Annotated in this window: 24 protein-coding genes and 2 tRNA genes; 9 read left to right on the forward strand and 17 right to left on the reverse strand. The window is 37.9% G+C overall.

What is annotated here, in order from left to right:
• Positions 1–63: 63 nt before the first annotated feature.
• The 5 genes from BUB03_RS09580 (at position 64) to BUB03_RS09600 (ending at position 4,249) form a co-directional block, all read left to right on the forward strand.
• Positions 64–1,308: a bifunctional folylpolyglutamate synthase/dihydrofolate synthase gene (locus BUB03_RS09580; RefSeq protein ID WP_073062353.1), complete on the forward strand. Its 1,245-nt coding sequence runs from the start codon at positions 64–66 to the stop codon at positions 1,306–1,308.
• A 42-nt stretch (positions 1,309–1,350) separates the two neighbouring features.
• A tRNA-Val gene (locus BUB03_RS09585) sits at positions 1,351–1,425 on the forward strand.
• Between the two features lie 33 nt (positions 1,426–1,458).
• Positions 1,459–1,533, forward strand: a tRNA-Val gene (locus tag BUB03_RS09590).
• A gap of 63 nt (positions 1,534–1,596) precedes the next feature.
• On the forward strand, positions 1,597–3,081 hold the full coding sequence (locus BUB03_RS09595) for a T9SS type A sorting domain-containing protein (RefSeq protein ID WP_073062356.1): 1,485 nt from the start codon (positions 1,597–1,599) through the stop codon (positions 3,079–3,081).
• 46 nt (positions 3,082–3,127) lie between these two features.
• Positions 3,128–4,249, forward strand: a complete 1,122-nt coding sequence (locus BUB03_RS09600) for a glycosyltransferase family protein (RefSeq protein WP_073062358.1) — start codon at positions 3,128–3,130, stop codon at positions 4,247–4,249.
• Here BUB03_RS09600 and BUB03_RS09605 read toward each other — a convergent pair.
• The 4 genes from BUB03_RS09605 to BUB03_RS09620 are packed head-to-tail and all read right to left on the reverse strand — an operon-like array spanning position 4,239 to position 6,998.
• Complete coding sequence (locus BUB03_RS09605; RefSeq protein WP_228417820.1) at positions 4,239–5,210, reverse strand: glycosyltransferase family 9 protein; 972 nt, start codon at positions 5,208–5,210, stop codon at positions 4,239–4,241. The two genes, BUB03_RS09600 and BUB03_RS09605, sit on opposite strands and share 11 nt — an antisense overlap.
• 2 nt (positions 5,211–5,212) lie before the next feature.
• Positions 5,213–5,632, reverse strand: coding sequence for a SufE family protein (locus BUB03_RS09610; RefSeq protein WP_040993040.1), 420 nt, complete (start codon positions 5,630–5,632; stop codon positions 5,213–5,215).
• A gap of 47 nt (positions 5,633–5,679) precedes the next feature.
• Complete coding sequence (locus tag BUB03_RS09615) at positions 5,680–6,774, reverse strand: glycosyltransferase family 4 protein (protein WP_073062362.1); 1,095 nt, start codon at positions 6,772–6,774, stop codon at positions 5,680–5,682.
• The gene (locus tag BUB03_RS09620) at positions 6,771–6,998 is read right to left on the reverse strand and encodes a uroporphyrinogen decarboxylase (protein ID WP_073062364.1); all 228 of its coding nucleotides are present in this window, start codon (positions 6,996–6,998) and stop codon (positions 6,771–6,773) included. The genes BUB03_RS09615 and BUB03_RS09620 overlap by 4 nt, the downstream gene beginning before the upstream one ends.
• 152 nt (positions 6,999–7,150) lie before the next feature.
• On the opposite strand from BUB03_RS09620, the gene BUB03_RS09625 reads away from it, so the two are divergent.
• A complete protein-coding gene (locus BUB03_RS09625; protein WP_073062775.1) occupies positions 7,151–9,685 on the forward strand; it encodes an ATP-dependent Clp protease ATP-binding subunit in 2,535 nt (844 codons plus the stop codon).
• 206 nt (positions 9,686–9,891) lie between these two features.
• Here the strand turns inward: BUB03_RS09625 and BUB03_RS09630 are convergent, their stop codons facing one another.
• A complete protein-coding gene (locus BUB03_RS09630) occupies positions 9,892–10,419 on the reverse strand; it encodes a hypothetical protein (RefSeq protein ID WP_040993036.1) in 528 nt (175 codons plus the stop codon).
• Positions 10,420–10,536: 117 nt separating this feature from the next.
• On the opposite strand from BUB03_RS09630, the gene mnmA reads away from it, so the two are divergent.
• Entirely contained in the window at positions 10,537–11,724 is a 1,188-nt protein-coding gene (gene mnmA / locus BUB03_RS09635; protein ID WP_073062370.1) for a tRNA 2-thiouridine(34) synthase MnmA, read from the forward strand.
• Between the two features lie 84 nt (positions 11,725–11,808).
• On the opposite strand, the gene BUB03_RS09640 is transcribed toward mnmA, so the two are convergent.
• Both BUB03_RS09640 and BUB03_RS09645 read right to left on the reverse strand, forming a co-directional pair.
• Entirely contained in the window at positions 11,809–12,162 is a 354-nt protein-coding gene (locus BUB03_RS09640; protein ID WP_073062373.1) for a hypothetical protein, read from the reverse strand.
• Positions 12,163–12,173: 11 nt separating this feature from the next.
• The gene (locus BUB03_RS09645) at positions 12,174–12,908 is read right to left on the reverse strand and encodes a glycine-rich domain-containing protein (protein WP_073062376.1); all 735 of its coding nucleotides are present in this window, start codon (positions 12,906–12,908) and stop codon (positions 12,174–12,176) included.
• A gap of 101 nt (positions 12,909–13,009) precedes the next feature.
• On the opposite strand from BUB03_RS09645, the gene BUB03_RS09650 reads away from it, so the two are divergent.
• Entirely contained in the window at positions 13,010–13,906 is an 897-nt protein-coding gene (locus BUB03_RS09650) for a hypothetical protein (RefSeq protein ID WP_073062379.1), read from the forward strand.
• A 128-nt stretch (positions 13,907–14,034) separates the two neighbouring features.
• Here BUB03_RS09650 and BUB03_RS09655 read toward each other — a convergent pair whose 3' ends face one another.
• From BUB03_RS09655 to BUB03_RS09695, 9 genes are all read right to left on the reverse strand, one after another.
• Positions 14,035–14,778 (reverse strand): LytR/AlgR family response regulator transcription factor, encoded by a 744-nt coding sequence (locus BUB03_RS09655; protein ID WP_083538892.1) that lies wholly within the window; start codon positions 14,776–14,778, stop codon positions 14,035–14,037.
• Positions 14,779–14,823: 45 nt separating this feature from the next.
• Positions 14,824–15,099, reverse strand: a complete 276-nt coding sequence (locus BUB03_RS09660; protein ID WP_073062381.1) for a 2TM domain-containing protein — start codon at positions 15,097–15,099, stop codon at positions 14,824–14,826.
• 22 nt (positions 15,100–15,121) lie between these two features.
• Entirely contained in the window at positions 15,122–15,418 is a 297-nt protein-coding gene (locus BUB03_RS09665; RefSeq protein ID WP_073062384.1) for a 2TM domain-containing protein, read from the reverse strand.
• Positions 15,419–15,572: 154 nt separating this feature from the next.
• On the reverse strand, positions 15,573–16,142 hold the full coding sequence (locus BUB03_RS09670) for a methyltransferase family protein (protein ID WP_073062386.1): 570 nt from the start codon (positions 16,140–16,142) through the stop codon (positions 15,573–15,575).
• 138 nt (positions 16,143–16,280) lie between these two features.
• Positions 16,281–16,583, reverse strand: a complete 303-nt coding sequence (locus BUB03_RS09675; RefSeq protein WP_073062388.1) for a 2TM domain-containing protein — start codon at positions 16,581–16,583, stop codon at positions 16,281–16,283.
• Positions 16,570–17,898 carry a 2TM domain-containing protein gene (locus BUB03_RS09680; RefSeq protein WP_040993022.1) on the reverse strand — a complete coding sequence of 443 codons (1,329 nt, stop codon included), beginning with the start codon at positions 17,896–17,898 and terminating at the stop codon, positions 16,570–16,572. Before BUB03_RS09680 ends, BUB03_RS09675 begins: the two co-directional genes overlap by 14 nt.
• A 130-nt stretch (positions 17,899–18,028) precedes the next feature.
• Complete coding sequence (locus BUB03_RS09685) at positions 18,029–18,682, reverse strand: hypothetical protein (RefSeq protein WP_048501536.1); 654 nt, start codon at positions 18,680–18,682, stop codon at positions 18,029–18,031.
• An 80-nt stretch (positions 18,683–18,762) separates the two neighbouring features.
• Positions 18,763–21,006, reverse strand: a complete 2,244-nt coding sequence (locus BUB03_RS09690) for a TonB-dependent receptor (protein ID WP_073062391.1) — start codon at positions 21,004–21,006, stop codon at positions 18,763–18,765.
• A gap of 92 nt (positions 21,007–21,098) precedes the next feature.
• Positions 21,099–22,001, reverse strand: a complete 903-nt coding sequence (locus tag BUB03_RS09695) for an AraC family transcriptional regulator (RefSeq protein ID WP_073062392.1) — start codon at positions 21,999–22,001, stop codon at positions 21,099–21,101.
• A gap of 148 nt (positions 22,002–22,149) precedes the next feature.
• Between BUB03_RS09695 and BUB03_RS09700 the strand changes: the two genes are divergently transcribed.
• Positions 22,150–22,653: a superoxide dismutase family protein gene (locus tag BUB03_RS09700; RefSeq protein WP_048501736.1), complete on the forward strand. Its 504-nt coding sequence runs from the start codon at positions 22,150–22,152 to the stop codon at positions 22,651–22,653.
• Between the two features lie 55 nt (positions 22,654–22,708).
• On the opposite strand, the gene BUB03_RS09705 is transcribed toward BUB03_RS09700, so the two are convergent.
• Positions 22,709–24,838, reverse strand: coding sequence for a carboxy terminal-processing peptidase (locus BUB03_RS09705; RefSeq protein WP_040993018.1), 2,130 nt, complete (start codon positions 24,836–24,838; stop codon positions 22,709–22,711).
• Between the last annotated feature and the right edge of the window lie 118 nt (positions 24,839–24,956).

Below are 24,956 nucleotides of genomic sequence, written 5' to 3' on the forward strand. Positions count from 1 at the left end.
AAAAAGTTACAGTTTAAAAAAATTATTGTTTCTTTTTAATAAAACTTTTGAGAATTTTGTATCATGACAACCGAACAATATCAGGAATCTGTCGACTGGCTTTTCGTACAGGCTCCGAACTACCAGATTGACGGCCTTAAAGCCTATAAACCGGGATTAGACAACATCACAAAGCTTTGCGCTTTCTTTGGCAATCCGCAGGAAAAGATAAAATGCATCCATATCGGTGGGACCAACGGAAAAGGATCTACAAGCAATATGCTGGCTTCCGTACTGCAGGAAGCCGGGTATAAAGTGGGGTTATATAATTCTCCTCACCTTATAGATTTCACGGAACGTATTAAGGTGAATGGTAAAAACTGCAATAAAGAGTTTGTGTATAATTTTATCCAAAAACTCAAAACCCTTCCTGAAGATATCCTTCCCTCTTTTTTTGAATTCACAACCATTATGGCTTTTGAATATTTTTACCAGCAAAAGGTAGATTTTGCCATTATTGAGGTTGGACTTGGCGGAAGGCTGGATTCTACTAATATCATTAAACCTTTGGTCGCCGCCATTACGAATGTACAGCTGGATCATCAGAATATTCTAGGAAACACCATTGAAGAAATTGCAGCAGAAAAGGCAGGCATCATCAAAAATAATATTCCCGTAATTTCCGGGGATGAAAACAACAGCGTTAAAAGTATTATCAGAGAAAAAGCTGACAGGGAAAATGCTCCGTTTATCGATGCCACAATGATACAATCTGATTTAATTTCTGATCTGAAAGGAAACTATCAGAAAAAAAACATCCGGGTAGTTCTTGCTTTAATAGAAGAATTAAAAAAGATAAACATTCCTGTTTCCGAAGAAAATATTGTGAAAGGCCTGCTGAATGTTCATCACAATACCGGTTTCATCGGCCGTTGGTTCGAATTTTCAAAAGATCCGCTTACGATCTGTGACACAGGACACAACCAGGCGGGGCTGGAATATGTATTTTCCCAACTGAATTCTATTGAGCGCCACAAACATATTGTCCTCGGCTTCGTAAATGATAAAAAAATAGATGAAGTAATGACTCTTCTTCCTGAAAATTCAGAATTTTATTTTGCAAAACCATCCATCAACAGAGGAAGACATCCGGAAGACTATGAAAATCTTTTACAGGAGGCAAAAATTTCCTATAAAATTTTCAATTCTGTACAGGAAGCGTATCTTTCTGCAAAAGAGCACTGTACAAAAGAAGAAATGATTTTTATCGGCGGAAGTAATTTTGTTGTAGGAGAATTTTTAGAAAAAAATTTGGAGATTTCCGAATAAGTCGTATATTTGCACCACTCTAAACGAGGATACAAGTATAGAGGGTTCTTAGCTCAGTTGGTTCAGAGCATCTGGTTTACACCCAGAGGGTCGGGGGTTCGAATCCCTCAGGACCCACAGAAAAGGAAACGAAACCTTTCAAAAAAATTCGGGTTCTTAGCTCAGTTGGTTCAGAGCATCTGGTTTACACCCAGAGGGTCGGGGGTTCGAATCCCTCAGGACCCACAAAAATCTCTCAGGAAACTGGGAGATTTTTTTTTGTAAATTTCCAAAAAAACTACTAACCCCATGAAAAAAATATTTTTACTCTCTTTATTAATAGCTTCATTCGTAAAAAGCCAGACTCCAGGTACACAGGATATGTCTTTTGGAGCTAACGGAACAACAGAATTCATTACCAGTTCAAACCCTTTCAAAGGATTCCAGGGAAACGGCATGGCCCTCCTTCCAAATAATGATTTTATTGTGGGTGGCGTTTCTAATTGGGGGTGCAGCGCAACCAGCTATTATACGGGAATTATTTCTAAATTTAATCAAAACGGCATTCTTGACACCTCTTATAGTCAGAATGGTATACTTAATAATGTCGGTGTCGTAGGTACAATGAAACCATCCAATGATGGAAATTATTTTATTATCGACCAATATACACGCTTAGTGAAAATGAGTCCCTCAGGAAGCCGTATAGCCTCTTGGGGAACCAGTGGGTTTGTAAACCTGCCAACAGATTATTTTATCAAGGACTGGAAGGAAACCTCTAACGGCGAAGTTATTGTCACCAGCGTTAAAAGAAATTATGACAATAAATATTATTCGGCCATTTTTAAGTATGACATGAACGGTATTTTAGTAACTTCTTTCGGAACAAACGGGACAATAGATTTTACTGCTAACCCTAACTGGCTTTTCACTAATGTAAATATCGATAATGATAATAATCTTTTGTTTACCGGAAAGAAAAGAACCAGTGCTGTATATGATGATGCGAATATTGTCGTTTTTAAAACAGATATCAATGGTGTCCCTGTCACAAATTTCGGGTCAAACGGCATGCTTACAATAACTAACTATAATTCTTATTACAATAACAATACATTTACTTTTATTACTCCAGATAATGGTTTGGTAGTAAGCACAAGCGGTTCAAACCGTTATTTAATTGTAAAGATCCTACCTAATGCAACTCTGGATCCTGCTTTTAACAGCGGCTTTAAATTTGGCTCAAATGTAGTAAACCCTATCAATACTTTTTTCATCGATAACAGCTTCTATGTTTTTGGAGAATTCAATGCTTCAAATTTTATTGTTGGAAAAATAAACAGCAGCGGAAATGCCGATACAGCCTATAATACCAACGGCTATGTCATAATCAACAGATTACCGGGTTTACATAATGCCACTAAAGCTATGCAACAAGACAACAAATTAGTCATTGCAGAAACGATGGATAATTTTTATTGTGCCCAATCCAACTGGAAACTGGTCATGAGAAGATTCTATTTTAAAGCAGCAGGTTCCCTTTCAACAAACGAAAATATTAAAACAAACGATATAAGCATATATCCTAATCCTGCCGACAATAGTATTTTCCTAGAAGGATTAGAGAAAGATATAGAACTCATCGCAGCAGATGGTAAAAAAATAGATATACCAACCAAACGCGAAGGAAAAAAATTGACTCTCAACATAAGTCACCTCATAAAAGGAACTTACATCCTTAAAGGAAAAACTTCTGATGGAAAAACGGTAACTAAAAAGTTCATTAAAAAATAAACATTCTTGATATCTTTGTGATCTCACAGCCTTAAATAAACTGTTTTTGAAGGAACTTCATCTTATATCGTTCAATTACCCCTACCCTCCTTCTTACGGCGGTATTATTGATGTTTATTATAAGATCAAAGCCCTGGCGGAAATTGGTGTAAAGATTCATCTTCATTGTTTTGTAGACGATATTCCCGAAACTGTTGATCAGGAAGTCAAAAACATTACAGAAAGCGTTTTTTTTTACAAAAAAAAGAAAAATCCTCTGCATTACTTTTCAAAGGTTCCCTTTGCGGCCTCTATAAGGACTTCCGATACTCTTTTTGAAAACCTGATGAGTGTAAAGGCTCCCATTTTGTTTGAAGGACTGCAAACCACACCAATCATCAGAAGGCTTAAAAACAGAGGCTGTAGCCTTTATCTGAGGTTTCATAACAATGAAGCTGAATATTACAAAGGGCTTTCTTCTTCTGAAAAAAACATTTTCAAAAAGATCATTTACAGGATAGAATCTTTAAAGTTTGCTGATTACCAGAAAAAACTTCTTAAGGAATTTAATGCTGTATTCTGTCTTTCTGAGAAGGAATTCAACGATGTGGAAAGCTATTCGGAAAATGCACAGCTTATTCATATTTTTCACGGCAACAGAACTGTAAAACCTTTGACTAAAAAAGGAGATTATTTCCTTTTTCATGGTGATTTAAGCATTTCAGACAATAAACGGGCGCTCGAAGAAACCATCACAATGTTTAAAGCTCTTCCCCAGTACAAACTTGTAGTGGCATCCGACCGTGCCGGTGATGATTTAAAAAAGAAAATCAGCAACATCGATAATATAAGCCTTGTTCCCATTGAAACCAGAGAGAACCTTCACCGGCTTTTTGAACACGCCCATGCCAATATTCTGCTTTCCTATCAGAATTCCGGAACAAAAGTAAAACTGTTTAATGCATTGTATAACAGTCGGTTTGTGATTATCAATCAGAATATTACAGACGATAAAACCCTGACGAAATTGTGCCGTTTTGGTTCCACTTCAGATGAGATCCGGCAGCAGATCATTGAAACCGCAGTACAGGATTATAACGAATACGAAACCAGGAAAGACATTCTGGAAAGAAACTATTCTGATGACGCTAAAGCAGAGGAAATGAGTAAAATTATTTTTAAAGATTGACCGCTTTTACTATTTTCTGAATATTAAGCTCTTCCAGGCAAGCCCAATCTCCCCTGTAGCACTCTTTATCTCCAAAAACAGAACAAGGTCTGCAGGTAAGATCTTTCACCTGGACAACATCATCTTCGCTCTGTCCGAAGCCTAAAAAGCCCGCATAAGGATGAGTTGAACCCCAAACTGAGACACACCGGGTCCCCACAAGGCTTGCAAGGTGCATATTGGCAGAGTCCATAGAAATCATCAGCTCCAGTTCAGAGATCTTCTGAAGCTCTTCTGAAAGACTTAATTTTCCTGAAAGGCTCTTGGTATTGGGAATTTCTCTTTCCCATTTTTCAAGGGTTTCTGTTTCTTTTTTACCGCCACCAAAGAAATAGATGGGATGTTTTTGAGCCAAAATTTTTGCCAGATCATAAGATTTTTCCAAAGGGAGCATTTTTCCCCTGTGCTGTGCAAAAGGAGCCAGGCCTATTCCTGATTTCGGTCCCGGCGCCGGCCTAAGCTTATGAGAAAGCTCAACCCTAAAGCCCATAGCTCGGAAAACATCAGCATAGCGCTCAACAGTCTTTTTCAACTGAACTTTATTCAGGTTCCAGACGTCTGTAAGCTCTTCTTTTTCTTCTTTCCCCTTATTAATTTTAAAAACCTTAAATCCTTTTCTTCTGAAAATTCTATCAAGGATTTTGGTTCTTATTACATCATGAAGATTCGCTATAAAATCGGGATTAAACTCTTTAGCCAGTTCATTCGCCAGCCTTGTCAATCCAAAGATCCCTTTATATTCATCAAGATTAATTCCTTTAAATGTAACATTCTGTATATCAGCAAATAAGCTTTCAAAGTTTTTCCTCGAAACCATGATGATTTCCACATCCGGATTCTGTTCCAGGAATTCCCTAAAGACAGGCGCCGTCATCGCGACATCGCCAAAAGCAGAAAAACGATATGCTAAAATTCTGGTCACGGTTACGATTTTAGCTGATAGGCAACTGCGTAAAATTTGATCTGTTTTGTCATCGCCATTAATCCGTTTGCTCTGGATGGCGAAAGAAACTCCTGAAGCCCAATTTCAGAAATGAACTCAAAATCAGAATCCAGGATTTCCTGAGTAGAATGCCCGCTGTAAATGCTGACGAGTAGAGAAACAATCCCTTTTGGAAGAATTCCGTCGGAATCTGCATTAAAAAAAAGTTTACCATCTTTAAACTCAGCATCAATCCACACCTTACTCTGACAGCCTTTAATTAAATTATCATCCGTTTTGCGGTCTTCCGGCAACCCTTTCAGCTCTTTCCCAAGATCAATAATATATTCATATTTTTGTTCCCAGTCATCCAGAAATGCAAATTCGTCGATTATTTCCTGCTGTTTTTGTTTAATGGTCATTTTGTTAACAAATTTTAATGCAAAGATATCATTTTTATAAAGATTATTTATTCCGATGCCTTTTCAAAAACATTCAATAATTTAATTTCTTCATTTTCCCAGCAGAAAGTTTTGGAAGCCTTTTCAAGTTCAGCCTGATAGTTTTTTCTTCCTTTATCAAGAATTTTCTGCACGGCAGCGGCAATATTTTCGGGCTTGTGATCTTTGATAATCTCTCCTATGTCGAATCTGCTTTTGATATTTTGCATTTCGGGCAGGCTTGAGAGTATCAAGGGGACCCGGGACTGAATACAATCCAGAACTTTGTTCGGCAGTGAATAAAGATAACTTTCACCTCCATTTTCCTCAATACTCATTCCCACATCAGCTGTTACCGTGATCTTTCTTAAATCATCCGGTTTTAATTTTCCTAAAAACTGAATTTTATGGTGAAGTTTTTCTTTACTGACAAGATCTTCATATTCTTTTTTTCTGGGTCCGTCACCTGCTATTTTGAAAATCACTCCTTCAAGATGATGCATCGCCAGAATAGCCTTGTCGATTCCGCGAAAAGGATTGATCGCTCCCTGGTACAAAAGTATTTTAGGATTGTTTTCAGGAATTTCCATTGTAAAATCAACCTTTTTCGGAGCATTCTGGATGACAACCGGATCAATTCCGTATTTTTCACGGAACCATTTTGCATAGCTTCCACTCGCTGTGATCATGAATTTAAGGTTGGGAATGACTTTCTTTTCAAGATACCTCCAGATTTTTTGTGACATTTTGCCCTGAATTGCAGGCATTTCTGAAAAAATTTCATGACTGTCAAAAACCAGCGGAATATTCAGCTTTTTGGCGATAAGATAATTGGGCAGCAGTGCGTCCAGATCATTGGCATGAAGAATGGTATTCTGATCCGCTTTTTTCTTTAACTGCCGGTATAGTTTCCAGTTAAATTCAAAGTAAGCTGTTTTAAGGCTCTTTGAATCCAGATGAATCCGGGAAAACGGATAAGGCCTTTCCATATGTTCCGCCCCTTTCCAGTCATTACCAATAAGTTCCACCTGGTAGCCCGCTTCATATAAAGTCCTGCATACCTTCTCTATACGCTGATCCGTGTACAGATTACTGAAAGCAGAAGTAATTACTTTTTTTTTCATTGCTTTCTATTTCCAGCCAGCAAATGATAAATCTGGATAAAGCAGATCAGTCCGTTTGGAATAATGACAGGCCAAAGCATTCCGTTAAAAATGCCATAAATGACAAAGCAGATGCAGCCTATCATATTGACAATTCTGATTTTTCTTACATCTTTTAATATGAAGCTCAGCACTATGAATATTGATGCAGAATAACCGATATATGTAGTAATTTCGGGATTCATGGGGAAATTTTAAAGGATCACAAACTTAATCATTTTCAATAAGATAATAAAATTTTTTCTGCCATAAAGTCATTAATTGATTTTTGGTAAAATATTTGTAATTTAGATAATGAATAAATGGCAACGCTGCCGTTATTCTAATGAGATATATTATGGATTATAAGTTTTCACAAGGTTTGAGCCAGGTGTTCAAACAAAGCAAGAGCGAAGCGAAGAGGCTCAAAAGTGAATTTCTTAATACAGAACATCTACTTTTAGGTATTATAAAAACAGAAAACTCTGCAAAAGAAATCCTTCAAAACCTTAATGCGGATTTAACACAAATCAGAAGAAAAATTGAAACTCTAAATACAGCAAGTCTTAATCCTATTTCTGAGGAGGTTACTAATATTTCTTTCACTAAGATGGCAGATCATGCCATCAAACGTGCTGAACTGGAATGCAGACAATACAAGAGCAATGAAATTAATACCGTTCATTTGCTTTTAGGCATTCTTTACAAATATGAGGACCCTACTTCAAATATTCTGGGAGCTTACGACATCGATTATGAAGGAGTTTCAAGAGAATACCAGACTATGCTTAAAAATTCCGGGCAGTCACCACAAATGAGTGCTTATGATGATGACGATGAAAGAGAGGAATTCGAGCAGATGAGAAAGCCTACAGGAAATTTAGGCTCTGCAAAAAGTAAAACTCCTACATTGGATAACTTTGGTAGAGACCTGACTTCTTTGGCAAGAGATGGAAAATTAGACCCTGTCATCGGCCGTGAAAAAGAAATTGAGAGAGTTTCTCAGATCTTATCACGAAGAAAGAAAAACAACCCGCTTCTTATTGGTGAACCCGGAGTTGGTAAATCTGCTATTGCAGAAGGACTGGCTTTGAGAATTCAACAGAAGAAAGTATCCAGGGTTCTTTACGGAAAACGTGTGATCACGCTGGATCTGGCAAGTTTAGTAGCCGGAACAAAATACCGTGGCCAGTTTGAAGAAAGAATGAAGGCCATCATGACCGAGCTGGAGAAAAACAGGGATGTCATCCTATTCATTGATGAGCTTCACACCATTGTAGGTGCAGGAAGTTCTACAGGAAGTCTGGATGCTTCCAATATGTTCAAACCTGCTTTGGCAAGGGGTGAAATTCAATGCATCGGGGCTACTACTCTGGATGAATACCGTCAGTATATTGAAAAGGACGGAGCTTTGGAAAGAAGATTCCAGAAGGTAATGGTAGAACCTACTTCCATTGATGAAACGATTCAGATTCTTAATCAGATCAAAGATAAATATGAGGAACACCATAATGTAGTGTATACTCCGGAAGCTATTTTAGCGTGTGTCAATCTGACATCGAGATATATTACAGACCGTTTCTTACCGGATAAGGCTATTGATGCCATGGATGAAGCCGGTTCACGTGTGTACATCAAAAACATGAAAGTTCCTACCGAGATCATTGATTTTGAAAAGAAAATCGAAGACATCAAGGAAATGAAGCAGAAAGCTGTAAAAGCCCAGGATTATCTTGAAGCCAGAAAGCTTAAGGATGAAGAGGAACGCCTCCAGATGGAACTGAATGTGGCCCAGGAAAAATGGGACAAAGATGTTAAAGAGAAAAAAGAAACCGTAACTGAAGAAAATGTGGCTGAAGTGGTTTCTATGATGAGCGGTGTTCCGGTAACCAAAGTCGGTAAAAATGAGCTTGATAAATTAGCTCAGATGGATGAAAAACTGAACGGAAAAGTAATCGGTCAGGAAGATGCTGTGAAAAAGGTTGTTAAGGCAATCCAGAGAAACAGGGCTGGTCTTAAAGATCCGAACCGTCCTATCGGTACTTTTATCTTCCTTGGTACAACCGGGGTTGGTAAGACCGAGCTTGCCAAAGTAATGGCAAGAGAACTTTTCGAGTCTGATGAATCTCTGATCCGTATCGATATGAGTGAATACATGGAGAAATTCGCGGTTTCAAGATTAGTGGGAGCTCCTCCGGGATACGTTGGATACGAAGAAGGTGGTCAGTTAACTGAAGCCGTAAGAAGAAAACCTTATGCTGTGGTTCTTCTGGACGAGATTGAAAAAGCTCACCCTGATGTATTCAATATCCTTCTGCAGATCCTAGATGAGGGTCATGTAACTGACAGTTTGGGAAGAAAAATTGATTTTAGAAATACAATCATCATCCTTACTTCAAACATCGGAACGAGAGATCTTAAAGATTTCGGAGACGGTGTAGGATTCGGAACTTCAGCTAAAAAGACAGGTTCAGACACAAGAGCAAGAAGCACCATTGAAAATGCCCTTAAGAAAGCATTTGCTCCTGAATTCCTAAACAGAATTGATGATATTGTGATCTTTAATTCTCTTGTACAGGATGATATCAAGAAAATTATTGATATTGAACTGAGCAAACTTTATAGCAGACTTGAAAAACTAGGCTACAAAGTAGAGTTAACTGAAGAAGCAAAAGATTTCATTTCTGAAAAAGGATGGGATAAAGATTTTGGTGCAAGACCATTGAAACGTGCCATTCAGAAATATATTGAAGACTTATTGGCAGAAATGCTGGTTAACAAGCAATTATCTGAAGGAGAAACAGTAATCCTGGATCTTAACGATACAAAAGATGCGTTAATTGGAAAAGCTCCAAAAGCAAAAAAGACAACTGAAAAGTCTTCTCAATCATAATTGATTACTATAATTATATAGAAAAGCACCGGAAATCCGGTGCTTTTTGTTTTTTAATAGATTTTTGGCTAAAGCCGAATTAAATATGTTAAAAAAATGAAGCGGGCTAAAGCCCGCTCCTATTGATCATTGAGTTTTTATCCGGCCACGAATTTACATAAATACTTAAAAATTAATTATTGGGATATGTAAAGTCTTTAGAAAGATTAAAGCCCTACAACGAAACCGATATTAGGGACAAGTCCGCTGGAGAACACACTTGAATTTTCTTTCCAAAGCACATTATACATCAACCCCAGCTGCATAAAAGAATTGGCTCCAATCCTTTGCATATACCCTCCGCCAAGGTACAGTGCAGTTTCCTGCTCGTTCACTTTGTAATCATAAAATTTATCTTTATAATTGATGAAATACTGCTGAAGATTCGCTCCTACATAAAAAGACCTCGCAATGTAATAGTTGACAAAAGGTCCCACCCCGAACATCGTTGATTTATAATAATCGGAGGTTTGCCAGGAAATGCTTCCCACCACACCGCCTTCAAGGTCGTCGGTAATTTTGTATCCTACTCGTGGGGAGGCCTGAAGATAAAATGCGCTGTTGCTTCCGAATCCAACACCAATCCCGCCACCGAAGGTCCATCTGTTATTTTGTTGTGAACCCGTACCTATTGAAACCTGGGAAAATAATGATCCTGATATCACCAGCATCAGAGGAATAATAAATTTTTTCATATTAATATCGTTTTTATCAATGTTTAAAATTATGGTTTTTTTACGAATTTATTTAGTTGTATTTTTGCCCCGTCAAACTAAGAACTCCCGTTAAGAGTTTCGTAAAATTGAAATACAATGAAAGTAGTAGTAGGATTATCCGGAGGTGTAGATTCCAGCGTTACAGCATATCTTCTACAGCAGCAGGGGCACGATGTGGTAGCTCTGTTTATGAGAAACTGGAACGATGCTTCCGTGACCCTTGAGGATGAATGTCCGTGGATTGAGGACAGTAATGATGCCCTGATGGTGGCCCAGAAACTGGGAATTCCTTTCCAGGTGATCGATATGAGTGAGCTCTACAAAGAGCGCATCGTTGATTATATGTTCGATGAATATCAGAAAGGGAGAACCCCTAATCCAGATGTTCTGTGCAACAGAGAAGTTAAATTTGATGTTTTTATGAAAACAGCAATGTCTTTAGGTGCTGATAAAGTAGCTACAGGACACTATGCACAGGTAAATTCTACTTTCGATGAAAACGGAAAGGAAATTTTCCATCTTCTTGCAGGAAAGGATAACAATAAAGATCAGTCTTATTTCCTGTGCCAGCTGAGTCAGGAACAGCTGTCTAAAGCTCTTTTCCCGATCGGAGAACTGACAAAGCCTCAGGTAAGGGAAATTGCTAAAGAGATCGGACTTGTCACAGCTGATAAAAAAGATTCCCAGGGTCTCTGTTTTATCGGAAAGGTAAGCCTTCCCCAGTTTCTGCAACAGCAACTGGTCCCTAAAGAAGGGGAAATTGTAGAAATTTTCAAAGATTCACCTTTATTTTCGGCAGAAAAACCTGAATTTTCTTCAAAAGAAGAAGAGCTGGAATACCTGTCTCAGAAAATCAATTATAAAAAAACCGACGGCAAAGTAATCGGAAAGCATCAGGGTGCCCAGTTTTACACAATCGGGCAAAGTAAAGGTCTTGGCATCGGCGGCCATAAAGAAAGCTGTTTTGTGGTTTCCAGAGATATGGAAAACAACATTATTTTCGTAGGTGAAGGCCACAGCTTCCCGGGACTCCATAAAAAAGCATTAAAAATAGATCAATCCGAAGTGCATTGGGCACGTGAGGATATGAAGCTGGAAAACGGCGGCTCTATGGAAGTAATGGCTCGGTTCAGATACAGACAGCCTTTACAGAAAGCCACTCTTTATCAGCTTGAAAATGCAGCTTATATTGAATTTGAGGAGCCACAGTCTGCCATTGCCGAAGGACAGTTTGCCGCATGGTATATTGGTGAAGAACTGATAGGAAGTGGCGTTATTGCCTAAAAAATAGAAAAGACCTCTTACCGGTCTCTGTAAATCCCGAAGCATTTTTGTTTCGGGTTTTCTTTTAATTATTGTATTGGACTTTTAGCGTTTAATTTTATCCTTGAATTCAGTTGACATAAAAATCATATTAACAATAGCTTCTATTACCAGAATACTGAATAAAATTCCGACCGGACGGTCTAAGCTCAATCCTCTGAATAATTTGACCACGCCTAAAAGGAAAATGAAAATCATAAAACAGAGGGTTATTTCTGAAAGCCTTTCTTTGAAGAATTTTAAATAAATAACTGAAAGGTAAAATCCTATGACCAGGCTAAAATAAAATTTTAAAAAATCCGGACCTCTTAAAATAATGGGATTCATCGTATGATAAAATATAGCCAGTCCTATAAAGCCTATCAATATTGGTATTGAGTGAATGATGATCTTTTTCATAATTCTGTTTTTTAGCCACCGCATCCCCCACAGCCACCACAACCGCCACCGCATCCCCCACAGCCTCCTCCACTACAGCTTGAACCTCCACTACAGCCTCCTCCATCATTATTCTGATTGTCTTTTTTATGATGTTCAGAAGCTTCGTTGTCCCTTATATTTGATGTTATTACTCCAACAATAAAAATAATTCCAAGTATAACTGCTGTAACAAACATTCCCATCCCGGTTTCTTCCGTACAAGAATACAGCAGTAGTAAAATCAGAATTGGAGAGAAGGCAGCCGCTCTTTTTAACCCTGATTTTCTTTTAGCCCTTTCTTTCCTTTCGCCCCAGATCTCTTCCGGTGCTTTCTGCTGAAATACTTCCTGATAATTCTTTAATGTATCTGTAAACCAGTTCTGATGTTTTTCCTTTTCTATCATTCCTCCTTTTGAAGGATGATGATGAAGTTTCCTTTTCAGGATATTGGGACAGAATTCTTCCCAATAGTTTTGGGTGTAAATAAGATGCATGTGCCATACTTTATCTACCGTTTCACTTGGGGAGGCTCCGTTTGGCAAAATACAGCAGAGATAAACAAACTTTTTATACTCTTCTATGGCTTTTTTAGTAAAATCTAAGGTCCAGTTTTCTTCTTTAGCCAGTTTTTTCGAAAAAGGAAAATCAGCCCCCGAAGCATCTAATGAAAAACTCCGGATCCTGTCCCAAAGGGTTTCGTCTTTTAATAAGATTGCTGTTTTCATTGTGTTAACTTTTTGTTTTCTACTCAAATATCATTTGATTTTAAAATATAAAAGTCTTGTAGCTGTATTTTTTGGTTTTAAAAAAATCTTAAATTAGTCTTATGAAAAAGGAAGATATTCTGCATCTTGAGAAACTGATGAATTTTCTCAGCCTGCATTTTTTAAAGAAAAACTGTTGGGAAGATGTTACGAAAACGGAATGGTCCTATATCGTTGCGGAAATTAATGACCTCATCATCCGTGACAATGAGGAGAAAGGTATTAAAAAAGCTGCTGATGTCCTGGGATTAAACTATCTTTATGAACATCTGATAATCAACAAATTAAAGAAATATTATCACAACGAAAATTCGGTTTTAAGCAAACCGAATTTAGCCAAATTAAGTCTTATCGTTAAAGTCCTTGGATATTCAAATTATATTGATTTCATTAATTCGCATACGGGAGCATTTAATTTTAATGACCTGAGAATTGATATGGATAATGCCCGCCAAAACACTGCCCTTCTGGACCGTTTGGTTGGCTGCTGGTATTCTTACAACAGGAATTTACCAGATAATCCATCGGAAGCAAAGGACAACCGTATATGGCGTTCAGCAATGGAAATCTACAAATCCGAGACTTCGGGGGAATACTATATTGAGCGAAGCGGCGGAGATCACCATAAGTATTTCGGGAAGGTGACGGCCTATTCGGATTATGTATTCATCATCATGAACAGTAATACATTTATCCGCCAGAGACATTTTATCTCAAGGATAAAAGATATCAAGGAAAAGCTCAAAAATCCAGAATATAAGCTCCATGAGTTGCATTTTATAAGTACGTGTATCAGTTTTAACCAGGAGCCTATTGCCCTGTTTGAAATATTTCAGAAAGCAGACAGAAAGACCTTTATTGCGGACTCTATCAGCTTTCCGATTGACAGTGATGAAATCCCGCAATCTATTATTAAACAGCTTGAAGACACTGAAGCTAACAGGATAGATTACAGGTAGATGCGGTTCGGGTTGCGAGGTGCGGATTCGGGTTTAAAGTTTAAGGCCTAAAGTTTAAGGTTTGAGTTAGGTTATTATAGCTGCGGCTATTAAGACCTGAAATCTGATGTCTGAAATCTGGTATTATCCTAGCCTACCAGCCATTCTTTAAAATCCTTTACCCTGTCCCGGCTGACGGTAATCTCTTCCTGAGGCTGAAACTCCATATCCACTTTGTAGTAAGGTGAGGTATGAATGTTTTTTATGTAATCGGAATTGATAATAAACTGCCTGTTTACCCTGAAAAATTTTTTTTCATCCAGAATATCTTCCAGCTCATCCAGCGTAAAATCTGAGGGATAAACGCGTTCCGCGGTCTGGAGATATACGATCTTATTCTCACTGAAAAAACAGCTTATTTCGTGGGTCTGGACAATTTTCAGGTTATATCCTATTTTCACCAGAACTCTTGACAATGTAGATTTTTCTTTCCTGATCAGCTGCTTGATGTCCTCGGAACCTGTCGTATTGCTTGCCGGTATAAATGATTTGAACTTTTCTACCGCTCCGGAAAGATCTTCTTCCAGGATAGGTTTCAAAAGATAATCGATGCTGTTCAGCTTAAATGCTTTCAGGGTATACTGATCAAAAGCTGTGGTATAAATGATAAACCCTTTGGTAGGTGTTTTTTCAAAGATATCGAATGACAAGCCGTCTCCAAGAACGATGTCGGAAAAAATAAGCTGTGGATGTTCATTTTCGGAAAACCAGGCTACTCCTTCTTCTACCGATTCTATTTTAGCAACCACTTCTATCTCAGGAAAGTTACTGAGCATTCTTTCCAGCTTCCGTGAGGCGGGTTTTTCATCTTCAATAATGACAGTCTTGATCATGGTTATTGTTTTAGCAGGGATAAAATTAGATAAAAAACGGAAAGATTAAAAGTTAATATTCTTTTTGCTCTTTTTCATTTCTTTTTCTATGATATCGTTTTCCCATTCTGTATCCAAAAGGAATAGTTTTACTGCTTTTACCATTAAAACAATTCCCCATATCAAAAGGATGACAGATCCGTCGAATAAAGAGAAATTAATGGTTCCCTCTTCAAAAATATCGTCAAGAAAAATAAACCCGGTTACTATTCCAAACCAAAACAGGTTTTTATAGAATTTTTTTAATTGGCTGACTCTTTCGTATGCGCTATTGTAATCCATGATTATTAAATTTTTAAGGTGATTATAATATTTTTGTATTGTTTTTCTCCTGTTTCATCAGTTCCTGGATCTTTCTTTCTTCCCATTCTTTCCCTATCCCGAAAACATTGACTGCATGAGCTACGATCCCGATTCCCCATCCCAGCATCGGCCAGTAAAACCATAAATGTTGGGGAGAAGTAAGAAGATTCAGGGCAAGCAGGAATGGAATGACCAAACAATATGAAGTAAGGTTTCCGTAGAACCCTTTCAGTTCTTTTACTCTTTTTGCTGCTTTTTCGTAAGCTAATGTTTCTTTAGTGTATCCTATTGTTTCCATAATTCTTAATTTAAAGATTGGTTTGTTATTTTTTGTTGAATCAAAGGTAGGTCAGAAACAAGGCTCTTATCAACTTTATATGACCGAATGGTAGAATATGATTACTGAATGGTAAAAAGAAAGATTAAATGCCTGTTATTGGCTCCGAACAGGATCAGTAAATGAACGGGATAAGCTTTTTTGTGGTTCTCCTGTATTCCAGATACTCTTCTCCAAATTTTTCTATCAGGGCCTGTTCTTCAATTTTAATTCTGTAAATGAAGGCTAAAAACGGCGGAAGAAAAGCCAGCAGCAAAGAAATCCAGTTATTAAGATATAGTCCTAATCCTAAAGAGGTTAGCAGAGAAAAAGCATAGGAAGGATGCCTTAAATATTTGTAAAAACCTTCTTTTTTGATTTGGTGGTCCTGTTTTATCGTCACATCTACTGTAAAGTATTTCCCTAAAGACCTGATGATGATATACCTGAAAACAATTCCGATAAGAATAAAAGCTTCACCCAAATATAATATCCAGATGCCTTCTGCAATAGGAAATTTTGTGATATTAGAAACTGTAACTGAAGCTGCAATGGAAAACGGAATAGCAACCCATAGAATGTTTAAAGTCGATTTATCTTTATCCTTGCTGTCTTCTTTACCGGATTTCAGCATATTTTTGTAAAGGATCTCCGTGAGAAACCAGGCGACCATTGAAATGGTGAACAGAATTTGTAGTGGATTCATTTTTTTAGTTTTTTTGGTAAATGGTACATAGCAAAAAGGTAAAAGAGCTTATCAGGTCATTATACAACATCTGATCTTATTAAAACTATCCTTAGTCGAAAATATTTTCTTACAGGACAAAGACAATTTAGCCTTTAATTACTCTTTATTCTTCTTCATCTCTTTCCTGATCCTTTCCTCTTCCCAGTTTCTGACAAAGCCGACATTGGGAAGAAAAACGCTTATTGCATGAGCCACCAGCCCAATCCCCCAAAAGGTAGCGGTAAAGAAGTTTTTGAACTGGAAATAACTCTCCCCGGGATCTAAATGTTTACAATTATAGAAAACAATTAAAATATTTACAACGATGTAGATGAACAGGTGCCTGTAAAATCTGCTTAACCGTTCTACCTGCCTTTTTGCATGCTGATACCGGATGTCATTTTCATCATAATCTTTCATGGTCACTGTTTTTTTGTTTGTTCATAATTTCCCGGATCTTCCTTTCTTTCCAGGATTCTCCGACCCCAAACACGCGGAATGCATGAGAAGCGAGGCCGATACCCCATCCCAGCATCGGATAATAGAACCATAAGTCTTTGGATGAAGTCATAAGGTTGATAATAATTAAAAAAGGGATCACCGTACAGTAGGAAATTAAATTGGCATAAAAGCTTTTCAGCTCTTTTACCCTTTTCCTGGCTTTCTCGTAAGATCCGTTTTCATCTTCGCTCTTTACGCTGGTACTGTTTGGCTTACTGACAAGTATCGGAACTTTTACTTTAAAATAGTCTTCTGATTTTTCAATAAAAACATTTTTCTTGGTAAGCAGAGCATAACGCTGAACAATATTGGCCAGACCTATTCCTGCACTTTCCTTCATCTGCTCTCTTGCCTGAAGGTTGTTTTCAATACAAAGGGTATCGTTATCCGAAAATATTTTAATCACCAAAGGTTTTGAAGAGGTGGCAAAATTATGTTTGATGCAGTTTTCCAGTAAAAGCTGGAGGGAAAGCGGAACTACATATCTCCTGTAATCTTCTTTTTTAACATCAAAAATAAAATCTACACTGTCCTCGAATCTTGTTTTCAAGAGATCACAGTAGGTTTTTGCAAATTCGATTTCATCCTCTATCGTGACAAGTTCTTTGTCTTTCTGCTCCAGCACATAGCGGTAAATCTTTGACATTGAAGCGGTAAACTTCTGAGCCTGAGCAGGATTTTCATCAATCAGTGAGCTCAGTACGTTCAGGGAGTTAAAGAGAAAATGAGGGTCCAGCTGGTTTTTCAGGCTTTCAAACTGCGCATTGGCAGATTTTGCGATGAGTTTCTGTTCTACAACTTCTTTCCGTGATGTTTTTTTCAGCTCTTCCATAAAGCCTTTTGCATGAAGAAATGCGGAAATAAGAAGAGCGATATTAATCATGAACCAATTGGTGACGCCATATTTTTTGGAAAAGAACTCTTCTGTAGTTGCCACTTTCTGAATCACCACATAATTCATATAATTACAGAAATACACGAGGATAAAATTCCCGATAATAATGGAAATAATACTTAAAATGGCTCTTGTTCTCGTTGTTTCGGACCAGGGAAACTTTTTATTGAGGAAATCATTAATCAGACCGTTTCCTACTCCCAATACAAAGGAATACATCGTGGAGAGCAGCAGTGTCATTATAAAGCTCTTTAAAGTCCTTTCATTAAAGAACAAGAAGAAGAACAGTGCTGTTCCCAATGATATCCAAAGTAATGAAATAAAGTATCTGCGTTTCATGATCCGTTTTCTTAGCTCAAAATTAATCTTTAATAAAGGTATCTGAAATTATTTTTTACCGAAGGGCGGATTTTGTTTCCTGAACGGCATAAAAAAACCTTCCGTGTAAGGAAGGTTTAAGGTTTCTTTATTATTCAGCTTTAGGCATATTGATGAAATATTCCGCTTCTGCTCTGCCCCAGTTCGGATCTAAGGCCGTTTTAGGTTTGTAAGCATTAAACTTGGTAATCGCCTCTTTAAACATTTCCAATCCTTTAGTCTTGCTTCCTCCATATTGTTCAGGGGTAAAATAAGTGTCTTCTGCTTTGATAAGAGCGATTCTCGGGTTTGAAGGATCCAGTTTTTCTGCAATTCCCATTTCTTCCGTAGCCTTGGCTCCGTCTGTCATATAACGCTGTGCCGGGTTCACCATCATTCTTAAAGAAGCCGCCATTTTTTTCAGCAAATGGATCTCTGCATTGTCGGCTCCTGCAAGATTCTGGGCAGATGCCAGGTATTTGTCCGCCTGTTCAGCAGTTTCATCCAGTGCCTGCATATTCCCGTTTCTCATCATCAGTCTTCCTTTCTGGATCTGGGAGAAGGCTGCATAGTATGGAGGAAGCCATTTTGAGCTCTCCTTACTTCCGATTCTCTGGAAATCATTAGCCAGTGTCTGGAATTCTTCCGGGGTTTTGCAGGTTTCTATTTTTGCGATTTTTTCAGCCATTACTTTTTCGTAATCTGCCTGTGCAAAAGCTGTTAAACTCATAAAAGCTAAAGCAAAACTTAAAAGGTATTTTTTCATTATATCAATTTTTTAGTTAGTTAATTTGTTGTCCGAAGTTATGTATTTTGTTATTATCTATGATCTATGTTATTACTTTTTTATAAATTATTGTTGATGGCATCCTGTGTTTTATCGACACCAAAGCTGATGAAGGCTCCTATGAATACAAAAGTATTGACCGGTGGAACCACTGCCGAACTTCTGGATCCATCCAGGGAAAAATTATATCCGTATACGTTTTTAGAACCCAAAACATTGGAAACACTTAATACAAATACAGTGAAGGCTTTAGCGTCTTTCTTTCCAAGATTCGGAAGATAATTAAAGCTGATGTTCAAAGCATTATAATCTTTCAGTCTTCCTTCATTTCTGATATAGTTGATCGCATTGTTATTTTCAGTTTTTGTAGCAATATCATAATAAGGACGGCCTTTGGAATAGGTGTAAGATAAATTTACACCCAGTTTCCATTCTGGAATAAACCTTTTAGCTACAGCAGAAAGCGTGTGTGCAGAAGCAAAATTCGGTTTCAGGCTTACAGGATAGTTGATAAAGTCTCTCTTTGAATCGAGGAAAGAGTAGCTGATCCAGTAATCTATATTCTCAAAGGTTTTTTTATCTCTCCAGAAGAGTTCAAGTCCTTTTGCATAGCCAAAGCCGTTATTATTTAAAGCAGTTTGTACCTGCTGGTTCTGCTCTTTGTCCGGTGTGATATTAAATGTTTTGATCAGCTGGTCGTATTTTTTGTAAAAGGCCTCAAAACGAAGACTTCTACCTTCTGATGCTCTCTGAACCTGGAAAATATAATGCTGGGATTTCTGAAAATCAAGATCTGCAGGCCAGTTGATATATTTACTTTCGGGATTCTGATAAAAAAGTCCATAGGCAAAGGAGGTCGTCCAGTCTTTTGCCAGGCGGTAAGCCAGTGCGAAACGGGGTGCAATATTGCTTTTTCCTAAATAAGAAGAATTTTCAGCCCTCACTCCTATTTTGGCAGACAGCGCATTGCTGAATCCCAGATCGGTTTCTGCAAATACGGATGAGATAAGATCTTTATAATTTTTCTGTACTTCCCCGAAATTCAGGTTCTCATTGGTATTATTCAATTCAAAACCGGCTCTCACTGCACTGATCTTGTTGATCTTTCTTTCCAGAACCGCTTTAAAATTGATGTAATTTCCGTCTGTTAAAAGCTCAGTTCTGCCTGATTCTGTATCATTCGTTTCCGTGGAAAAATTAAGATCGGATCTGTTGTAGGAATAAGAGGTTCCTGCATTCAGAAGATATTTCCCGAATTTCTGTTTAAAAGACAGATTATGATAAGTGTTTTTTCCCTTAAGTCTTACCAGGGCAAAATCGTATTCCGGTTCCAGGCTTTCCGTTCTTACCCCCATTTTATTGGAGTCATACATTCCATAATATTTCAGGAATCCGCCTGATTTTGTTTTAATTCTGAAGTTAAAATCACCATTTAAGCCCTGAGGAGCATCAATAAAATCTGTATTAAAATTAAAAACTTTCTGCATAGCACTTAAAAGTGAGTATCCAAGAGTTGCCCCGAAAGAATGGTTTTTATCTGCTCCCAGCTTCTGAAATCCTGCACTGAGAAAGATAGGCGATACCCCGAAGTCATAAGAGCTTTGGTCCGGAAGATCCACGCTTTCAAGCATCAGAGCTCCCGAAAGTGCCTGTCCGTATAATGCAGAATATCCACCGCTTGAAAAGATATTGCCTTTAAAAAGAGAGGTATTGAAACGGTCTCTTCCTGCAATTCCCGGAACTGAATTCGAGAAATAGTTGTTGATGAGGCTTCCGTCCATAAAGATCTTGGATTCTGTTCCTGTTCCTCCCCTGATGAAAAGACCTTCGGTTTCCCCAACCTTCTGGACGCCCGGAAGGTAATTTAAAGCTGAAGAAATCTGTCCGTCCGCTCCTGCCGTAGTATAAATATCAATGGGTGTCAACAGGGCTGTCGCTCTTTTTTTATCGCTGGCTTCAATAGAACCTGCAGAAACCACTACAGCATCAATTTCACTGATCTGTTCTTTAAGTTCTGTATTGACTGAAATATCCTGATTATCAATAACAACGGCTTTTTCTACCTGCTGGTATTTTGGATGGGTAAAAGTCAGGATATGGTTTCCTTTTTCTGAAGTTTCAAAGGAAAAGTTTCCCTGAGCATCTGTAGTGGCACCGTCATAAGTATCTTTTAATGTGACGTTTATTTCGCCAATGCCTTTACTTTTAAACGTCACTTTTCCTGAGATTCTGACCTGCGAATATCCTGCGATGAAGGATAGAAAAGCAATCAGCAGTAAAAGTTTATTTCCTTGTGTTTTCATGGAGTTAATTTTCGGATCAAAAATAATACGGAATATGCCTTTCGTTAAAATAATTTTTACTGAAAGGCATAGTTTGGCTTCTGAATGGGAAATTAATGAACCGGAATGCAGAAATCCACGATCATCTTGCCTTCCGGATGCTCCCTGAAATTGGTGTGATAGATCTCAAATGGAAATGCCTTTCTTATAGAATAATGATGCTCATTCATCCATAAAAAAAGAGAAACCCAGCACTTCTCAAAGTCGTGAAGGGTCACTTCCCCGCTTCCTACAATAAACTTTCCGGCATGTATGGTTTCCGGAAATACCAGACCTTCCTGTTTTTCAAGATTTTTATCCAGAAGCATACATGCATGGATTCTCACTTTGTCGGGCGGAGTTACTTTAAAGCTGTCATGATACACAGACATCATTTTAACGTTCTCACGGGGAAACAATTTCTTCTTTTTCGCCCAGTCTATGAGAATATTGTAAGAAGGTTCCACATTGGCAATTCCTAAACTCATTACCGCAGCCAGATTCATTTCCGGCAGTTCTTTTACTTCGATTTTTAAATTCATTTTGGTACAGTTTAACAAGTTTTCTATACTGCAAATGTATTGGCTGAAAACTGTATCCATTTGTCCGTTCTTGCTCTGTATCTGTAAAATCTTGTGAAAAGTTTCGGGTGCGGAATTCCTGAAGGCAGTCGGAGATATTCCATAATATTTTTTAAAGGTCTTGCTGAAAACGGAATGGTTGGAAAACCCGAGATCAAGATAGAGTTCCTTCAATTCAATATCCTTCTTTACGGCCAGGTAAAAAGCGCTTTTTTCTGTTTTTTTTCTAATGATATAATTCTGGAGTGTTTCGCCGGTAATGAGCTTAAAAATCCTGTGAAAATGAAAGGAAGAATACATGGCAATTCCTGCCATTTTTTCCAGGGACAGATCTGCATCCAGATTATTATCAATGTATGCTATTGCTTTAATAATTCTTTTTTTGTGTTCCTCCATTTAAAAATACTGATCGGTAAAGGTATTAAGATCCATCCTTTTTCATTTGTCAGATATTGCTGTTTTCGAAAAAAAGGACTGAAATCATAAAGTCTTTCGGAAAATGTTTTATAAATTTATCGTTAAAATCACTTTAAATCATTTAAAAATGAAAGGACAAACATTAGCATTACTGGCGGGGTGTGCATTTTTAGCGGCTTCATGCTGCACGACAAAAACGTACACTGTTAACGCTAAGAGCGGAACTCAGACGGGCGGAACGGCCAAGTTTACCCAGAAAGGAGAAGAAGTGACAATGAAACTTGAGGTTACCAATCTTACTCCAGGTATTCATGCGGTGCATATTCACGAGAAAGGAGACTGCTCTGCAGCCGATGGAACTTCTACAGGCGGGCACTGGAATCCTGCTAAAGACGACCACGGAAAATGGGGTGCCGAACATTTCCACATGGGAGATATAGGAAACCTTACTGCTGACGCAAGCGGAAAAGCTGTCCTTACTTTCAAAACCACCAAATGGTGCCTGGGTTGTACAGATGAATCTAAAAACATCATCGGAAAAGGATTAATTGTACATGCTGCTGCAGATGACTTCCATACTCAGCCTACCGGAAATGCGGGCGGAAGAGTGGGATGTGTAGAAATTAAATAATTCTCTATTGCCATAAAAAAGGCGCTGATCTTCGATCAGCGCCTTTTTTATTATTTTATGATTTTGCTCCCATATCGGAAACGATATTCATAGCTTCTTGTAAGTATGGATCTTTTTTCAGATTCTTGATCCACATTTCAGATTTTTTCTTGAATGCTTCGTCTTTTTTCTCTCTTTCCAATTCGCTTGGATACATCATGAACTTAAGACCATTCTCGAACTTGCTTAAAGCTTTGAATTTTTCTATCTGAGCTTTTCTCTGCTTCATCAACTCATTGAATTTGTTGATATTAAGCGTGATGCTTTCTTCTTTATCCAGCTTTTCTCTCCACTGGGCAGATTCTAGCAATAATTGGTAGTTGCTGTTTTTAGCCATTCTGTCTGCGCTTGCTTTTTCAAGAGCCTGAATATTGAAATAATTCAGTTTCTGGAAGTTTGTGCTTGGAATTTTATCCCAGGCCAAAGCATAATCATCATATCTTTCTCCTACCTCAGCATAAGTAAAGAAGTCTTTCATCTGGATATCGGAAACAATTCCTTTTCTCTGGGTAGATTCTCCTGTGATTCTGTAGAATTTCTGGATGGTCAGTTTTAAAGATCCGAAATCATCTTCTGTATTCAGGAATCTGTTCAGGTCTACGAAAGTCTGTACTGTTCCTTTCCCGAAAGACTGTGGAGAACCAATGATCATTGCTCTTCCATAATCCTGCATTACTCCGGCTAAGATCTCAGAAGCCGAAGCAGAAAGTTCATTCTGCATAATCACTAACGGGCCTGTCCAGATCGGAGTTTCGTTTTTGTTCTTCAGGGTCTGGATTTTTCCGTTTCCGTCTTTCACCTGTACATAAGGTCCTGCATCCATGAAAAGTCCCATGATATCTCCTACTTCAGTTAATGATCCACCTCCGTTATTTCTAAGGTCAAGAACGATTCCTTCGATGTTCTGTTGTTTAAGCTTGATGATCTCATTTTTGATGTCATCAGAAGCATTTCTTCCTTTAGCATCCTCAAAATCAGCGTTAAAGCTTGGAAGGTTAATGAATCCGTATTTCTTCCCGTTTGGAGAATTCACTACGATACTTCTTGCGAAAGTGTCTTCAATAGCTACTTCTTCACGGATCATCGTTACATCCTTAATTGTTCCGTCTTTTTTCTGAACTGTCAGTGTTACCGGTGTTCCTTTTTCACCTCTGATAAGTCTTACGGCTTCATCAGAAAGCATTCCCACTACATTTACGGCATCTTCTTTCGGTTTTGATCTTACTTTCAGGATTTTATCTCCTTCTGAAAGCTGCTTGGACTTCCAGGCCGGTGCACCAATCGTTAAAGCTCCAAGGAAAAGATTTCCTTTTTTCTCCTGGATCAGAGCTCCGATACCTATCACTTTTCCGGTAAATTGAGTGTCAAAATCTTCTTTATCTTTTGGAGAATAGTAGTTGGTATGCGGATCGAATACTTCGGTATAGGCATTCATATACACGGTAAACCAATCCATTTTCTTTCTCTTTTTGAATCTTGTAAAGGTATCTTTTACCAGGTCTTTCACCTCATCAGTTGCTTTTTTGATCTTTTGGTCCTGATTAAGCGGCTGATATTTGATGGTATCTTTCAATTTATATTTCTGAACAGAGTCTTTCTTCTCCTTCTGGGCCTCTTCCTTGCTATTCATAGATTCGATCTCCTGAAGAATATTGTACTTAATATACTTTCTCCATTCGTTATACTGTTCCTGCTTATTAACAGGCACTTTTTTAAGCTTAGGCTCAAGAGTCAGCGATTCATCTTCCTGAAGGTTGATAGGCTTGCTGAAAATATCCTGAGTGATTTTATCGATTTCATCTACTCTCTGGTAAAGCCTGTCGATCGTCAGCTTATAGAAGGTAAGGTCACCCTGGCCGATATAGTCATCAAGCTTGGTCTCATGCTTGCTGAATTCGTCCATATCCGACTGCAGAAAGTATCTTTTTGCAGGATCTACCAGTTCGAAATAATGTTTATAAACGTCCTTGGAATAGGCATCATTGATGGGTTTCGGGCTGTAATGTAAATAAGAAAGTGTATTCTTTACGCTCACCATAATCGTCTGCATCTTTTCATCGTCGTTCTTTGGCGAGTTGAAACAAAACATTAGACTTGTCAATGGAATTAGGAGTAAAAATTTATTCAGTTTGAAATTTTTCCACATAAACTGTCTTTTTATTAATTTTTTTTAAAATATATACTACAATTTGTAGCAGCAATTAATTCGCTGTTACAAACTATCAAATTTAATACCTTATTTATAATTATCGGATAGTTTTAAG

The organism is Chryseobacterium oranimense (genome assembly GCF_900129755.1).
GTDB classification, from domain to species: Bacteria; Bacteroidota; Bacteroidia; order Flavobacteriales; family Weeksellaceae; genus Chryseobacterium; species Chryseobacterium oranimense.

Coding starts and splice junctions, on each gene's coding strand:
- BUB03_RS09580 (WP_073062353.1), top strand. CDS start 64: ATGACAACCGAACAATATCAGGAATCTGTCGACTGGCTTTTCGTACAG.
- BUB03_RS09595 (WP_073062356.1), top strand. CDS start 1,597: ATGAAAAAAATATTTTTACTCTCTTTATTAATAGCTTCATTCGTAAAA.
- BUB03_RS09610 (WP_040993040.1), bottom strand. CDS start 5,632: ATGACCATTAAACAAAAACAGCAGGAAATAATCGACGAATTTGCATTT.
- BUB03_RS09615 (WP_073062362.1), bottom strand. CDS start 6,774: ATGAAAAAAAAAGTAATTACTTCTGCTTTCAGTAATCTGTACACGGAT.
- BUB03_RS09620 (WP_073062364.1), bottom strand. CDS start 6,998: ATGAATCCCGAAATTACTACATATATCGGTTATTCTGCATCAATATTC.
- BUB03_RS09625 (WP_073062775.1), top strand. CDS start 7,151: ATGGATTATAAGTTTTCACAAGGTTTGAGCCAGGTGTTCAAACAAAGC.
- BUB03_RS09630 (WP_040993036.1), bottom strand. CDS start 10,419: ATGAAAAAATTTATTATTCCTCTGATGCTGGTGATATCAGGATCATTA.
- mnmA (WP_073062370.1), top strand. CDS start 10,537: ATGAAAGTAGTAGTAGGATTATCCGGAGGTGTAGATTCCAGCGTTACA.
- BUB03_RS09640 (WP_073062373.1), bottom strand. CDS start 12,162: ATGAAAAAGATCATCATTCACTCAATACCAATATTGATAGGCTTTATA.
- BUB03_RS09645 (WP_073062376.1), bottom strand. CDS start 12,908: ATGAAAACAGCAATCTTATTAAAAGACGAAACCCTTTGGGACAGGATC.
- BUB03_RS09650 (WP_073062379.1), top strand. CDS start 13,010: ATGAAAAAGGAAGATATTCTGCATCTTGAGAAACTGATGAATTTTCTC.
- BUB03_RS09655 (WP_083538892.1), bottom strand. CDS start 14,778: ATGATCAAGACTGTCATTATTGAAGATGAAAAACCCGCCTCACGGAAG.
- BUB03_RS09660 (WP_073062381.1), bottom strand. CDS start 15,099: ATGGATTACAATAGCGCATACGAAAGAGTCAGCCAATTAAAAAAATTC.
- BUB03_RS09665 (WP_073062384.1), bottom strand. CDS start 15,418: ATGGAAACAATAGGATACACTAAAGAAACATTAGCTTACGAAAAAGCA.
- BUB03_RS09670 (WP_073062386.1), bottom strand. CDS start 16,142: ATGAATCCACTACAAATTCTGTTCACCATTTCAATGGTCGCCTGGTTT.
- BUB03_RS09675 (WP_073062388.1), bottom strand. CDS start 16,583: ATGAAAGATTATGATGAAAATGACATCCGGTATCAGCATGCAAAAAGG.
- BUB03_RS09680 (WP_040993022.1), bottom strand. CDS start 17,898: ATGAAACGCAGATACTTTATTTCATTACTTTGGATATCATTGGGAACA.
- BUB03_RS09685 (WP_048501536.1), bottom strand. CDS start 18,682: ATGAAAAAATACCTTTTAAGTTTTGCTTTAGCTTTTATGAGTTTAACA.
- BUB03_RS09690 (WP_073062391.1), bottom strand. CDS start 21,006: ATGAAAACACAAGGAAATAAACTTTTACTGCTGATTGCTTTTCTATCC.
- BUB03_RS09695 (WP_073062392.1), bottom strand. CDS start 22,001: ATGGAGGAACACAAAAAAAGAATTATTAAAGCAATAGCATACATTGAT.
- BUB03_RS09700 (WP_048501736.1), top strand. CDS start 22,150: ATGAAAGGACAAACATTAGCATTACTGGCGGGGTGTGCATTTTTAGCG.
- BUB03_RS09705 (WP_040993018.1), bottom strand. CDS start 24,838: ATGTGGAAAAATTTCAAACTGAATAAATTTTTACTCCTAATTCCATTG.